We start from the raw sequence: 12813 nt of genomic DNA, 5'->3' as shown, positions 1-12813 counted from the left end.
CTTCATGCGTATCGCATTTTTCGTCAATTCCATCGAAACCGAGGGGCCGACCTTCGCCACGGGCCTGCTGGCCATGGCCGCGCTCAATCGCGGCCATGATGTGGTCTATCTGACACCGGGGGATTTTACCCTGCGCTCCGATGACACGCTGGCGGTTCATGCCACTGTTGTCCGCAAGGGAAAATACAAAAAGCCAGAGGCTTTCCATGTGGCACTCCAGGACAAGGCGCTTGAGCGCATGACCATGGACGTGGAGGAAATCGACGCGCTGATGCTGCGCAACGATCCGTCGCTCGACCAGACCACCCGGCCATGGGCCGTTCATGCCGGTATTCTGTTCGGCAGGCTTGCCGAGCAGCGCGGTGTGGTGGTGCTGAACGACCCCGAAGGTCTGGCGCTTGCGCAGAACAAGCTCTATTTTCAGAGCTTCCCGGAAATCGTTCGCCCAACGACGCTGATTTCCCGCAACGTCGAGGAAATCCGAGCCTTTGCCGATGCGCACCCGAAGGGCGTCATCGTCAAGCCCCTGCAGGGTTCCGGTGGCAAGAATGTTTTCAAGATCGGGTCGAGCAAGGAAACCAATCTAAATCAGATTTTCGAGGCGGTGAGCCTTGAGGGTTATTTGATCGCGCAGGCCTATCTGCCGGCAGCGAAAGAGGGCGATGTGCGGTTCTTCATGATGAACGGCAGGCCCCTGATGCGCGATGGCCAATATGCCGCGCTTCGCCGGGTGCCGGCCAAGGGCGACCTTCGTTCCAATATTCACGCAAACGGCACCGCCGAAGCGGTCAAAGTGACAGACGAGATTGTCGAACTGGCTGAAATGATGCGTCCGAAGCTCGTAGAGGATGGCATGTTCCTTGTCGGCCTCGATATCGTCGGCGACAAGATATTGGAGGTGAACGTGTTTTCGCCGGGCGGGCTGTCGAATATCCTTGAACTCACCAATGTGGACTTCAGCGATACAATCATCGAGGCGGTGGAAACCAAGGTGTCGATGCAGGCGGCATCCGGTGGTGCCCTGTCGAACAGGCTGCTGGCGACACTCTGATTATTATTATTCTTTCAGTTTGCCGTTCATCTCGCGATACCAGGCGACGAGGGCCTTGATGCCCTCTTCGACCGGGGTTTGCGGCACATAACCGGTCAAGGCCCTCAGTAGATCGGGCGAGGCGAAGGTGCGGGGAACATCGCCCTGCTGCATCGGCAGCATGTTGCGGATCGCGGGTTTCCCGACCGCCGTTTCGACCGTCTCAACGAAATGCATCAGCTCCACCGGCTGGCCGCCGCCGATATTGACCACGCGGAACGGCGCGTGATGCGAGAGCGTGTCGGTCACGCCTTCCTGCGTGACCCGGTTTTCCTCGGAAGGGATGACTGTGCTCAGCCGGACGATGCCTTCGACCAGATCGTCGATATAGGTGAAATCACGGCTCATATTGCCTTGCCCGTAAATATCGATCGCTCTGCCGTTGGAGATGGCGTCGACGAATTTGATCGGCGCCATGTCCGGCCGTCCCCACGGGCCATAGACCGTGAAAAAACGAAAGGCGGTGGTGGGCAGCTTGTGCAGATGGGCATAGCTGTGCGCCATCAGCTCCATGGATTTTTTGGTGGCGGCGTAAAGCGTCATCGGCTCGTCGGCCTTGTCGCTCTCCGCGAAGGGGATTTTCTCGTTGGCGCCGTAGATGGAAGAGGTAGACGCCAGCATCAGGTGCTTGACCTCCAGGCTTCTGGCTAGCTCCAGCATGTTGAACGAGCCGATGAGATTGGAATCGATATAGGCGCGCGGATTTTCAAGGCTGTAACGGACGCCCGCCTGTGCTGCGAGGTGGATGATAATCTCAGGTTCGGCGGCCTCAGCCGCGCGCTTCAGCGCATCCGTATCCTCCAGCATGCCGATTTCGGCCCGGAAGCCGTTGGAGCGCGAAAGAATGGCGTGGCGTTTTTCCTTGAGGCTGACATCGTAATATTTCGTCATGCCGTCGAAGCCGGTCACGAAATGGCCGGCGTCCAGCAGCCGTTTCGCAACGTAAAAACCGATGAAGCCTGCCGTGCCGGTAACCAGATAACGCATGATGACTAAGTCCCGAATCCGTTGGTGCGTTTGCGGTCAGACCGAAGCGCGGAAAATCTTCTGATGAAATTGCTAAAGCGCAGCCTTCAGGTGTCGTTGCCCGGACTGCCTTCATGCGGGCGGCCCACCGCGGCATAGATGAAACCGTGGCCGGCGACCTCGTCCGAGCGATAGATATTGCGCAAATCCACCAGCACTGGGCTTTTCATGATGGCTTTGAGGCGCGGCAGGTCGAGCGCGCGGAACTGGTTCCATTCCGTCACGATCACGACGGCGTCGGCGTTTTCCGCTGCCTCGTAAGGGCCTGCCGCATAGTCGATGTCTTCCATCAGGTGCCGGGCATTCACCATGCCTTCCGGATCGTAGCCCACCACCTTCGCGCCGCCATCCTGCAGGGTCTGGATGATGGCGATTGCCGGGCTGTCGCGCATGTCGTCGGTATTCGGCTTGAAGGTGAGGCCAAGCACGGCGATCTTCTTGCCGCGCACGTCGCCGCCCACAGCGTTGATGACCTTGCGGCCCATGGCGCGCTTGCGGTTGTCGTTGATGGCGATGGTGGTTTCGATCAGCCGCACCGGCGCATCATAATCCTGCGCGGTCTTGGCGAGCGCCAGCGTGTCCTTCGGGAAACAGGAGCCGCCATAACCTGGGCCGGCATGCAGGAATTTCGGGCCTATGCGGCCATCGAGACCGATGCCGCGCGAGACGTCCTGCACATTGGCGCCGACCTTTTCGCAGAGATCAGCCATTTCGTTGATAAAGGTGATCTTCATCGCCAGAAAGGCGTTGGCGGCATATTTGATGAGTTCGGAAGCGCGCCTTGTGGTGAAGAGCAGCGGTGACTGGTTGAGGTAAAGCGGGCGGTAAACCTCGGTCATGACGGGGCGGGCGCGCTCATCCGAAAGGCCGACGACGATACGGTCCGGCCGCTTGAAATCCTCGATGGCGGCCCCTTCGCGCAGGAATTCCGGGTTGGAGACCACGGCGAAATCGGCCGAGGGGTTCTCCTCGTGGATGATGCGTTCCACCTCGTCGCCGGTGCCGACGGGAACGGTGGATTTGGTGACGATGACGGTGAAGCCGTCAAGCGCATGGGCGATCTCTTTCGCCGCCGCATAGACATAACCGAGATCGGCATGGCCATCGCCGCGCCGCGAGGGCGTGCCGACTGCGATGAAGACGACATCGGCATTGGCCACAGCTGCGGAAAGATCCGTCGTGAAACTCAGCCGGCCAGCCTTGGCGTTGTTGGCGACGATTGTTTCGAGACCCGGCTCGAAGATCGGAATATGGCCGCTTTTCAAAGCCTCGATCTTCTCCGGCATCTTGTCGACGCAGACCACGTCATGGCCGAAATCGGCAAAACACGCGCCGGACACGAGGCCGACATAACCTGAACCGATCATCACAATCCGCATTCTTTTTCCTTTCGGTTAGCAAGGCCATGTTAACGCGGTAATGCCAGCCGGGGAAACCGGCGGGTGAAAATCGCATGATAATATTTAGCCGCCTTCATGCCCGTCGCCAAGCGCCGCGATCAACACCGGCTAACCTCTTTCCATGACGAGGATGTGATGGCCATGGCGGGACAAATTTACCGCACCTTGCGGCCATTTGCATCGAAGGGGAGAGATCGCCTCTTTTTGCCTGTTTTGCGGCTTGCACTCATAGGTAGCCGGGTCTAGCCATAAGGTCGAGGATCAAATCTGCCAGGCTGTCCGCCCCATTAGCGGGGCGTCCGGGTCGCTTTACGCGACCGGGAGAAGCTTTGCGTTGCGGTCGGTGTTCGGGGACGTTCAAATGCAAAAGGGTTTTCTGCTCGGTCTGTTCGCTTATGCGACCTTTTCCATGGGCGATGCCACCATCAAGTCGCTTGGATCGCAGATCAGCGTTTTCGAAATCGGCTTCTTCAGCATTCTGTTTTCCGGCATTTTCATCTTCTTCAGCAAGCCGCGCGAGGAAAGGTGGCGTGAATTCTGGCGCATGAGCCGGCCCTTCGCCGTGCATGGGCGCGCCATCTCCGGTCTGTTTGCCGGTATTTTCGGTATCTACGCCTTCACCACCATTCCGCTGGCGGAAGCCTATGCGCTGATCTTCCTGTCGCCGCTCTTCGTGACCGTCCTTTCCGCCGTTGTGCTGAAGGAGAATATCGGCCCGTGGCGCTGGGCGGCGGTTCTGGCCGGCATCGTCGGTGTTATCCTCGTCGTGCGGCCGGGCTTCAAGACACTGGAGCTCGGGCATATTGCCGCCATCGGCGTGGCATTCCTTGCGGCCATGACCATCGTGCTGTTGCGCTCGCTGGCGGGCAAGGAAAAGCGCACCTCGATCATGGGTGTGTTGCTGATTTACGGCCTTACCTTCAACGGCATTGCCTCCATCCCCGAATTCGTGACGCCAAACCTGCACCAGTTGCTGGGCTTCGCCTTCATCGGTCTGTGCACGGCGACGGGGCAGATCACGCTTCTGGTTGCCACCCGCATTGCGCCCGCGAGCCAGATCGCGCCCTCGCATTATTCGCAAATCCTCTGGGCGGTGGCGATCGGCATGACTTTCTTTCACGAATACCCCGATGCCATCGCGGTGCTGGGTCTTGCCGTCATCGCCGCATCGGGACTGCTGACGATGATCCGTGAGAAGGTAAGGCTCGGCACCGTGCGCTGGAACCCGTTTTTCCGCAATCGCCTCTGATCGCCGATGTGAGTCGATCCGTTGATGGACTACACCGGCTTACCGACCTGATCGAGCAGCCAGGTCTGAAAGGCGCGGGCCAGCGCATTGTCCTGCCGTCCTTCCGGCAGGGCGACGTAATAACTCTTGTCGGTCTGCAGGGGAATGTCGAAGACGATTTCGAGGCGGCCGGAGGCTATCTCCGCCTCGATGAGATATTTCGGCAGAAGGGCAAAGCCGATGCCGCTCGCGGCTGCCTCGATGATCATCGAAAACTGGTCGAAACGGCTGCCCTGATAAGCGTTATCCGCCGTCACACCGTTCATCTCCAGCCATTCCGTCCATAGTTTCGGCCGCGTCGTCACATGCAGGAGCGGTTGTCCGGTCAGGTCCTGCGGCACACTCACGGTGGCGCCGCGCAGGAGGGTGGGGCTCGCAACCGGCACGATCACCTCGTTGCATAAAAATGTGCAGGTGCCATGCGCCCAGACCGGCTGGCCGTAATGAATGGCGAGATCGAAACCTTCCTCATCGAAATCGAAGGGGTGGGAGCGTGAGCCGATGGTGATCGCCACATCAGGATTGTTGTCGATGAAGCGGCAGAGGCGCGGCATCAGCCAGCGGCTGCCGAATGTCGGCAATGTCGCGACGGAAAGCGATGCGTGCGATGTTCCGGCTGAAACCGCGCGCACCATCAGCTGTTCGGACTGCTGCAATAGGCGGCGCACGTCCGGCAGGAATTTGCGGCCCGCCTCCGAGAGCACGACCCGCCTGCGGATGCGCTCGAAAAGCTGCATTCCCGTCTGCGCTTCGAGTTCGCCGATCTGCCGGCTCACCGCGCTCTGCGTAAGGTTGAGTTCTTCCGCCGCACGCGTAAAATTGCCGTGCCGCGCCGCGCATTCGAACGCTTGCAGGGTAACGATGTCAGGGACCAGTCTTCTGCGCGGATCCATTCCATTCTCGCATCAACTTACCTGCTTTCCTCATTAGAAAGCGTTATTGTAGCCATATATGATTACGGGAAAGAATGGAACGGTGCAAAGCGCCAGTTTCAGAGAACGGATGACAAATTCGGGAAAGAAAAGTGACGGGAGTTGAAAGCGCCGCATCAAAACGGCCTTTCCTCCCTTTTCAGCCAAAAGGACGACGGATATGGATGCGACCACGAAGCTCGATGTGAAACAGGAAGCAGCGGCCCTGCTCGACAGGATGGGCGTTGCCCGCGAACTTTATACCAGCGGCGATATGGCCTCCTTCAGCCCGGTGACGGGCGAGCAGGTCGCGAGCCTGAAGACCGTTTCGGTCGAAGGTGTCGCAGCCGTGATCGACCGGGCCGACGCCGCCTTCAAGGCATGGCGCAATGTGCCGGCTCCCCGTCGTGGTGAGTTGATCCGGCTGCTCGGTGAGGAACTGCGCGCCTTCAAGAGCGATCTCGGCCGTCTCGTGTCGCTGGAAGCAGGCAAGATTCCGTCCGAAGGTCTCGGCGAAGTGCAGGAAATGATCGATATCTGCGATTTCGCCGTTGGTCTTTCCCGCCAGCTATATGGTCTCACCATCGCCACCGAACGTCCTGGCCACCGCATGATGGAAACCTGGCATCCGCTTGGCGTTGTCGGCGTCATCTCCGCCTTCAATTTCCCGGTCGCGGTGTGGTCTTGGAATGCGGCGCTCGCCATCGTCTGCGGCAATTCGGTGGTCTGGAAGCCTTCGGAGAAGACCCCGCTGACGGCACTTGCCGTTCAGGGCATCTTCGAGCGCGCCGCCGCCCGTTTTGGCGATGCGCCGGAAGGCCTGTCCCAGCTGCTGATCGGCGACCGCGCCGTTGGCGAGGCATTGGTGGATAATCCCAAGGTGCCGCTCGTCTCGGCCACCGGTTCCACCCGCATGGGCCGCGATGTCGGCCCGCGTCTGGCGAAACGCTTCGCCCGCGCCATTCTGGAACTCGGCGGCAACAATGCCGGTATCGTCTGCCCTTCCGCCGATCTCGACATGGCGCTGCGCGCCATCGCCTTCGGAGCGATGGGCACGGCCGGTCAGCGCTGCACCACGCTTCGCCGTCTCTTCGTGCATGACAGTGTCTATGACCAGCTCGTGCCGCGCCTGAAAAAGGCCTATGCATCCGTTTCAGTCGGCAACCCGCTGGAGACCTCCGCACTCGTCGGTCCGCTGGTCGACAAGGCGGCTTTTGACGGCATGCAGAAGGCCCTCGAAGCGGCGAAAGCGCATGATGGCGTGGTGAATGGCGGCGGCCGCGTGGATACGGGTGCGCCTGATGCCTATTACGTTAAGCCGGCGCTTGTCGAAATGCCCAAGCAGGCGGGGCCTGTGCTGGAAGAGACTTTCGCGCCGATCCTCTACGTCATGAAATACAGCGATCTCGATCAGGCGATCGACGACCACAACGCCGTTGCCGCCGGTCTTTCATCATCGATCTTCACCCGCGACATTCAGGAATCGGAACGGTTCCTGTCGTCGGAAGGCTCCGATTGCGGCATTGCCAACGTCAATATCGGCACTTCGGGTGCGGAAATCGGCGGCGCCTTCGGTGGCGAGAAGGAAACCGGCGGCGGTCGTGAATCCGGCTCTGACGCCTGGAAGGCCTATATGCGCCGCGCCACCAACACCATCAACTACTCCAAGGCGCTGCCGCTGGCGCAGGGTGTTTCGTTCGATATCGAATAATCGCCTCTTCCAGAGAGAAACTGATCCACCCTGCCGGCGCGGTTTCATCCACGCCGGCATTTCTATTCGCCGTGGCGACACCAACGGATAAGGCATGAACCGGCAGGGCCGAGACCCCGCCGGACAATATCATCAGCCAATGCTCATCAGGCTGGCGTTGCCGCCAGCGGCCGTGGTGTTGATGCTGACGGAGACTTCCTCGACCAACCAGTCGAGATTATAGGGCTGGCTTTCCCCGCAAAGCGCTTCCGTCGCCGCGGCCTGAACGAGAGTGAGCGGGCCGGGCAGGGCGGCGATCTTTTTATTGACCGTCACGATACGATCCGCGTCCCCCTCGACCAGCGCGCCGGCGAAAGGACCGGATTTTTCCCAATCATCCGCCCAGACGATGCGCGAGGTTACGGTTGCCGGCAAGCCATATATCGACTTTTCCAGTCCAGAAGTATTATCGATGACAACCGTGTTTCCGGTCGCAAGCGCTGCCGCAAGCTGGCGGTAAAGCCCCTGTTCTGTTGCCGGAACCAGCAGAACCTTTCCACGCGGATGCAGCGCATAGACATTGCGCTCGCCGACAGGCCCCGCCAGCTCGGTTTCAAAGCCGAGGCCGGAAAGTGCTGCCGCCTGACGTGCGGCTTCGGCCGCGACGGTTTCGCCGTTTTCGTCCAGCCAGCGGGCGAGATCGACGGCTGCCTGATCCTGCTGGCTGGCGATGCGGTCGATCTTCGGCGCCTTTTGCGTCATGCGGCCGAGATAGAGCGGCCCGCCTGCCTTGGGACCGGTGCCGGAGAGGCCGCGCCCGCCAAAGGGCTGCACGCCAACCACCGCGCCGATGATGTTGCGGTTCACATAAAGATTGCCGGCCGCGACGCGGGACAGCACATGCTGGATCGTATCGTCGAGACGGGTATGCAGGCCGAAGGTCAGGCCATAGCCGGTAGCGTTGATCTCGTCGATCAGCCGGTCGAGATTGTCGCGCTTGAAGCGGATGACGTGCAGCACCGGGCCGAAGACTTCACGCTTCAGATCGGCGAGCGATTTCATCTCGATGATGGTCGGCGGCACGAAGGTGCCCTTGCCGGTTTCGCCCGCAAGCGTGATCTGTTCGATGCGATGGCCGAGCCCGCGCATGCCCTCGATGTGCTTTTCGATGATGCCTTTCGCCTCGGCGGTAATGACGGGGCCCACATCGACGGAAAGCCTGTCGGTGCGGCCGATCCGCAATTCATGTAGCGCGCCTTTCAGCATGGTCAGCGTGCGGTCCGCCACATCTTCCTGCAGGCAGAGGATGCGCAATGCCGAGCAGCGCTGGCCGGCGCTGTCGAAGGCAGATGCGATGACATCGGCGACGACCTGCTCGGCAAGTGCGGAGGAATCGACGATCATGGCGTTCTGGCCGCCGGTTTCGGCGATCAGCGGCACCGGCTGGCCATTGGCGAGAGCCCGGCCGGCAAGCTGGCCCTGAATGAGCCGCGCCACCTCCGTCGAGCCCGTAAACATCACGCCGGCTGTAAGGGGTGAGCCAACAAGTGCGGCACCCGTCTTGCCGTCGCCCGGCAGAAGCTGCACGGCATCCTGCGGAACGCCGGCCTCATGCAGCAGGCGCACGCCCTGCGCTGCGATCAGCGGCGTTTCTTCGGCGGGCTTCGCCAGCACCGGATTGCCGGCAACCAGCGCCGCCGTCACCTGACCGATGAAGATCGCAAGCGGGAAGTTCCACGGGCTGATGCAGACGACCGGGCCGAGCGGCGTTTCGCCGGTCTTCAAGTTTCTGCGGGCTTCCGCGGCGTAATAACGCAGGAAGTCGATGGCCTCGCGCACCTCGGCAATGGCGTTGGGCATGGATTTTCCGGCCTCGCGCATGATGAGGCCGAGCAGGGTGGGCATTTCGGCCTGCATCGCATCGGCGGCGCGCTCCAGGCAGGCGGCGCGTTCATCCACCGGGGTGGAAGGCCAGTTCGAGGCCGCCGCCCGCTGCATGGCCGCTTCGGCATCGGCTTCAGTCGGTTCGGTCACATGGCCTACGATGTCATTGTGGTCGCCAGGATTGAGAACCGGGCGCGTGTTGCCGCCTGCCTGCGGCGCGGCGGCTTTCCACTCCGTTGCTGTACCTGCCTTGAGGGTTCTGTCCAGTGCGGCGAGCGTCGTTTCGTTGGAAAGATCGAGGCCGGCGGAATTTTTGCGTTCAGGGCCGAGCAGACCTTCAGGAGCGGCGATGCGGTCATGACGCGCGCCGGGAACAGGGTAGGTTTTAACCACCGTGACCGGGTCTTCCAGCAGGGAGTCCACCGGCACGGCGGGGTCGGCAATGCGGTTGACGAAGGAAGAGTTCGCACCGTTTTCCAGCAGGCGGCGCACGAGATAGGCGAGCAGCGTCTCATGGGTGCCGACGGGGGCATAGAAGCGGCAGGGGCGGTCGAGCTTCTTCTTGCCGACGACTTCGCTGTAAAGCGGTTCGCCCATGCCATGCAGGCACTGGAACTCGTAGTCGCCGAGTTTGAAGTCTGGACCGGCGAGATGGTAGATCGTTGCCATGGATTGCGCGTTGTGGGTCGCAAATTGCGGGAAGACCAGATCGCGCGCAGCCAGCAGCTTGCGGGCGCAGGCGATGTAGGAGACATCCGTGTGGACCTTGCGGGTGAAGACCGGGAAATCCTCCAGCCCCTCCACCTGTGCGCGTTTGATTTCCGCGTCCCAATAAGCGCCCTTGACGAGGCGCACCATGATGCGGCGGCCCGCACGGCGGGCGAGATCGATGATGTAATCCAGAACGAAGGGGCAACGGCGGCCATAGGCCTGCACCACAAAGCCGAGGCCGTTCCAGCCAGCGAGATCCCTGTCGAGCGCCAGTTCCTCCAGAAGATCGAGCGACAGTTCCAGCCGGTCGGCTTCCTCGGCATCGATATTGAGGCCGATATCGTATGTCTTGCTGAGCAGCATCAGCGATTTGACGCGCGGAAGAAGCTCCGCCATCACCCGCTCGGCCTGGGCGCGCGCGTAACGCGGATGCAGCGCCGAAAGCTTGATGGAAATACCGGGACCACCATAGATGCCACGGCCGGCCGACGCCTTGCCGATGGCGTGGATGGCGTTTTCATAATCCTTGTAATAACGCTCCGCATCCTTAGCGGTGGTCGCGGCTTCGCCGAGCATATCGTAGGAATATTGGAAGCCCTGTTCCTCCAGCGGCTTCGAACGCGTGATCGCTTCGCCGATGGTTTCGCCGGTCACGAATTGCTCACCCATCATGCGCATGGCCATGTCGACGCCACGGCGGATGACGGGTTCGCCGGCGCGGGCGATGAGCTTGGTCAGCGCCGACGAAAGGCCGCTATCGTTTACCGTCGACGTCAGCTTGCCGGTGATGACGAGGCCCCAGGTGGCGGCATTGACGAAGAGCGAGCGCCCGCCGCCAATGTGGGACTTCCAGTCACCGCGTGCGATCTTGTCGCGGATCAGCGCGTCGCGGGTGGCTGTGTCGGGAATGCGCAGCAGCGCTTCGGCAAGGCACATCAGCGCTACGCCCTCATGGCTGGAAAGCGAATATTCCTGCACAAGCCCCTCGACACCGGTGCCCCTGGTCTTGGCACGCAATGCCTCGATCAGTTTGCGGGCGGTGTCGCGAATGGCTTTCGCCTCTTCAGCCGTCACCGTAGCGGTCTCGATCAGCGGCGCCAGGCATTCTTCTTCCGGGCGACGATAGGCGGCGGTGATCGCCTTGCGCAACAGGCTTTGCTCGCGCACCGGCGGCGCAAAATTCTGGAAAATATCGTTCGCCACTACACCGGCGTTGCTTGCACCATCGGCCATTCTGAAAATCCTGAAAACGCTGTTGAAGACAGACCTTCGGCGGCCGCGTGTCCTCCGCCCGCCGCTTTCTTCTCTGGCACAGACAATATCATCAACGCAAAAATTGCTATGGCCCTATTTTCGGGATAAAACAGGCAATATGAACTTTTATTCTTAAAAAATGGTGTTGAATCACATGGCGAATAGTCAAAAAACAGACGATCTTGACCACTTTGATCTCAAGATTCTCGAGGCGCTCAGTGAGGACGGGCGGATGTCCGTTCTGCAATTGTCAAAAAGGGTCGGTCTTTCCAAGACGCCCTGCCAGACGCGGCTGAAGCGGCTAGTGGATGAAGGCTATATTCTCGGCTTCCGCGCCATGCTCAATCCGCACAAGCTCGGCGTCGATCACATCGCTTTCGCCGAGGTAAAACTCTCCGATACGCGTGAAAAGGCGCTGGAGGAGTTCAATACGGCGGTGCGCAAGATCAAGGAAGTGGAGGAGTGCCACATGATCGCAGGCGCCTTCGATTATCTTCTGAAGGTGCGCACGAGCGATATCCGCAAGTACCGAAGGGTACTCGGCGAAAAAATCTCGAGCCTGCCATCCGTGGCCAACACTTCGACCTTCGTGGTCATGCAATCGGTCAAGGAAACCGGCATCTGAAAAGCGGACATGGAAAAACGGGCAGACGTTTGCCTGCCCGTTTCTGTCGTTCAATTTCCTCAGCGTGCCGTGGCAGCGGCGGTCACCGCGCTCATCTGCGCATCCGGGCCGAACTCGTTTTCGTTCTCGATGCCGAGCAATTCCTGCAGGCGCAGTCGCGCGCGGCTCACGCGGCTCTTGATTGTGCCGACAGGGCAACCGCAAATCTCGGCGGCTTCCTCGTAGGCAAAACCCGAAGCCCCGATCAGCAGGATGGCTTCACGCTGGTCGTCCGGCAGCTTTGCGAGTGCTGCGCGGAAATCCTGAAGGTCTACCGAACCATGCTGTTCGGGCGGGACTGAAAGGCGCGAAGTATAGACCCCGTCCGTATCCTGCACCTCGCGGCCTGATTTGCGGATCTGGCTGTAGAACTCGTTGCGCAGGATCGTCACCAGCCATGCCCGCATGTTGGTGCCGGGCTGGTAGCTGTCCTGTTTGGCCCAGGCCTTCATGATCGTGTCCTGCACGAGGTCGTCGGCACGGTCCCTCGAGCGGATGAGCGAAATCGCGAAGGCGCGCAGGTTCGGCAGCGCCGCCAGCATTTCCCGCTTGAAATTGTATTCTGTCTGTTCCGGCTCTTTCGCCATCATTCCTCCGAAGCCTTCGTCTTGGCTCTGCTTTCGGCTTCATCGAGTTTTTCGAGAAGGTCGAGGAATTTGTCAGGGATGCCTTCATCCTGAACGGCATCATAAAGCTCCCTGAGCTTGCGGGAAATCACCGCCCGTCCCGAGTGTGGAACCTGGGGGGCGGCCGGATTGTCCGGCTGGTCTTGGTCCGATTGAAATATTCTCATAACGTCCGGTATTCCTTCTGCGTCGTGGCAAAGAATGCGCGGTGAAAAAAATAGTTCCGGCGATCCGGAACTATTTTTGACATGCGCACGTTGCTATCGTGG

10 protein-coding genes are annotated in these 12813 nt (G+C 60.4%); 4 read left to right on the top strand and 6 right to left on the bottom strand.

Annotated elements, in window-relative coordinates; genetic code table 11:
* Positions 1-4: 4 nt before the first annotated feature.
* Positions 5-1051 carry a glutathione synthase gene (locus tag AGR1_RS26655; RefSeq protein WP_137412453.1) on the top strand — a complete coding sequence of 349 codons (1047 nt, stop codon included), beginning with the start codon at positions 5-7 and terminating at the stop codon, positions 1049-1051.
* Positions 1052-1057: 6 nt separating this feature from the next.
* Here the strand turns inward: AGR1_RS26655 and AGR1_RS26650 are convergent, their stop codons facing one another.
* Complete coding sequence (locus AGR1_RS26650; RefSeq protein WP_149148987.1) at positions 1058-2077, bottom strand: NAD-dependent epimerase; 1020 nt, start codon at positions 2075-2077, stop codon at positions 1058-1060.
* 86 nt (positions 2078-2163) lie between these two features.
* Positions 2164-3495 carry a UDP-glucose/GDP-mannose dehydrogenase family protein gene (locus tag AGR1_RS26645; protein ID WP_149148986.1) on the bottom strand — a complete coding sequence of 444 codons (1332 nt, stop codon included), beginning with the start codon at positions 3493-3495 and terminating at the stop codon, positions 2164-2166.
* Between the two features lie 382 nt (positions 3496-3877).
* Between AGR1_RS26645 and AGR1_RS26640 the strand changes: the two genes are divergently transcribed.
* Positions 3878-4765 carry a DMT family transporter gene (locus AGR1_RS26640; RefSeq protein WP_149148985.1) on the top strand — a complete coding sequence of 296 codons (888 nt, stop codon included), beginning with the start codon at positions 3878-3880 and terminating at the stop codon, positions 4763-4765.
* Between the two features lie 29 nt (positions 4766-4794).
* On the opposite strand, the gene AGR1_RS26635 is transcribed toward AGR1_RS26640, so the two are convergent.
* Positions 4795-5697, bottom strand: a complete 903-nt coding sequence (locus AGR1_RS26635; RefSeq protein ID WP_149148984.1) for a LysR family transcriptional regulator — start codon at positions 5695-5697, stop codon at positions 4795-4797.
* A gap of 199 nt (positions 5698-5896) precedes the next feature.
* Here AGR1_RS26635 and AGR1_RS26630 point away from each other — a divergent pair, with 199 nt between their 5' ends.
* Positions 5897-7426 (top strand): aldehyde dehydrogenase family protein, encoded by a 1530-nt coding sequence (locus tag AGR1_RS26630; protein ID WP_080794294.1) that lies wholly within the window; start codon positions 5897-5899, stop codon positions 7424-7426.
* 132 nt (positions 7427-7558) lie between these two features.
* Here AGR1_RS26630 and putA read toward each other — a convergent pair whose 3' ends face one another.
* Positions 7559-11233, bottom strand: a complete 3675-nt coding sequence (gene putA, locus AGR1_RS26625) for a trifunctional transcriptional regulator/proline dehydrogenase/L-glutamate gamma-semialdehyde dehydrogenase (protein ID WP_149148983.1) — start codon at positions 11231-11233, stop codon at positions 7559-7561.
* Positions 11234-11408: 175 nt separating this feature from the next.
* Between putA and AGR1_RS26620 the strand changes: the two genes are divergently transcribed.
* Positions 11409-11879: an Lrp/AsnC ligand binding domain-containing protein gene (locus AGR1_RS26620; RefSeq protein ID WP_080796464.1), complete on the top strand. Its 471-nt coding sequence runs from the start codon at positions 11409-11411 to the stop codon at positions 11877-11879.
* 59 nt (positions 11880-11938) lie between these two features.
* On the opposite strand, the gene AGR1_RS26615 is transcribed toward AGR1_RS26620, so the two are convergent.
* Positions 11939-12505 carry an RNA polymerase sigma factor gene (locus AGR1_RS26615; protein WP_003508744.1) on the bottom strand — a complete coding sequence of 189 codons (567 nt, stop codon included), beginning with the start codon at positions 12503-12505 and terminating at the stop codon, positions 11939-11941.
* Complete coding sequence (locus AGR1_RS26610) at positions 12505-12711, bottom strand: NepR family anti-sigma factor (RefSeq protein WP_077984949.1); 207 nt, start codon at positions 12709-12711, stop codon at positions 12505-12507. The genes AGR1_RS26615 and AGR1_RS26610 overlap by 1 nt, the downstream gene beginning before the upstream one ends.
* Positions 12712-12813 lie beyond the last annotated feature (102 nt).

Origin of the sequence: Agrobacterium sp. B1(2019), assembly GCF_008274755.1 — a bacterium.
In the GTDB taxonomy this organism is placed as follows: domain Bacteria; phylum Pseudomonadota; class Alphaproteobacteria; order Rhizobiales; family Rhizobiaceae; genus Agrobacterium; species Agrobacterium salinitolerans.
Note: the sequence above shows the minus strand (reverse complement) of the source record. Positions and strands in the feature narration are given on the sequence as shown.

Coding starts and splice junctions, on each gene's coding strand:
- putA (WP_149148983.1), bottom strand. CDS start 11,233: ATGGCCGATGGTGCAAGCAACGCCGGTGTAGTGGCGAACGATATTTTC.
- AGR1_RS26630 (WP_080794294.1), top strand. CDS start 5,897: ATGGATGCGACCACGAAGCTCGATGTGAAACAGGAAGCAGCGGCCCTG.
- AGR1_RS26615 (WP_003508744.1), bottom strand. CDS start 12,505: ATGGCGAAAGAGCCGGAACAGACAGAATACAATTTCAAGCGGGAAATG.
- AGR1_RS26635 (WP_149148984.1), bottom strand. CDS start 5,697: ATGGATCCGCGCAGAAGACTGGTCCCTGACATCGTTACCCTGCAAGCG.
- AGR1_RS26640 (WP_149148985.1), top strand. CDS start 3,878: ATGCAAAAGGGTTTTCTGCTCGGTCTGTTCGCTTATGCGACCTTTTCC.
- AGR1_RS26610 (WP_077984949.1), bottom strand. CDS start 12,711: ATGAGAATATTTCAATCGGACCAAGACCAGCCGGACAATCCGGCCGCC.
- AGR1_RS26655 (WP_137412453.1), top strand. CDS start 5: ATGCGTATCGCATTTTTCGTCAATTCCATCGAAACCGAGGGGCCGACC.
- AGR1_RS26645 (WP_149148986.1), bottom strand. CDS start 3,495: ATGCGGATTGTGATGATCGGTTCAGGTTATGTCGGCCTCGTGTCCGGC.
- AGR1_RS26650 (WP_149148987.1), bottom strand. CDS start 2,077: ATGCGTTATCTGGTTACCGGCACGGCAGGCTTCATCGGTTTTTACGTT.
- AGR1_RS26620 (WP_080796464.1), top strand. CDS start 11,409: ATGGCGAATAGTCAAAAAACAGACGATCTTGACCACTTTGATCTCAAG.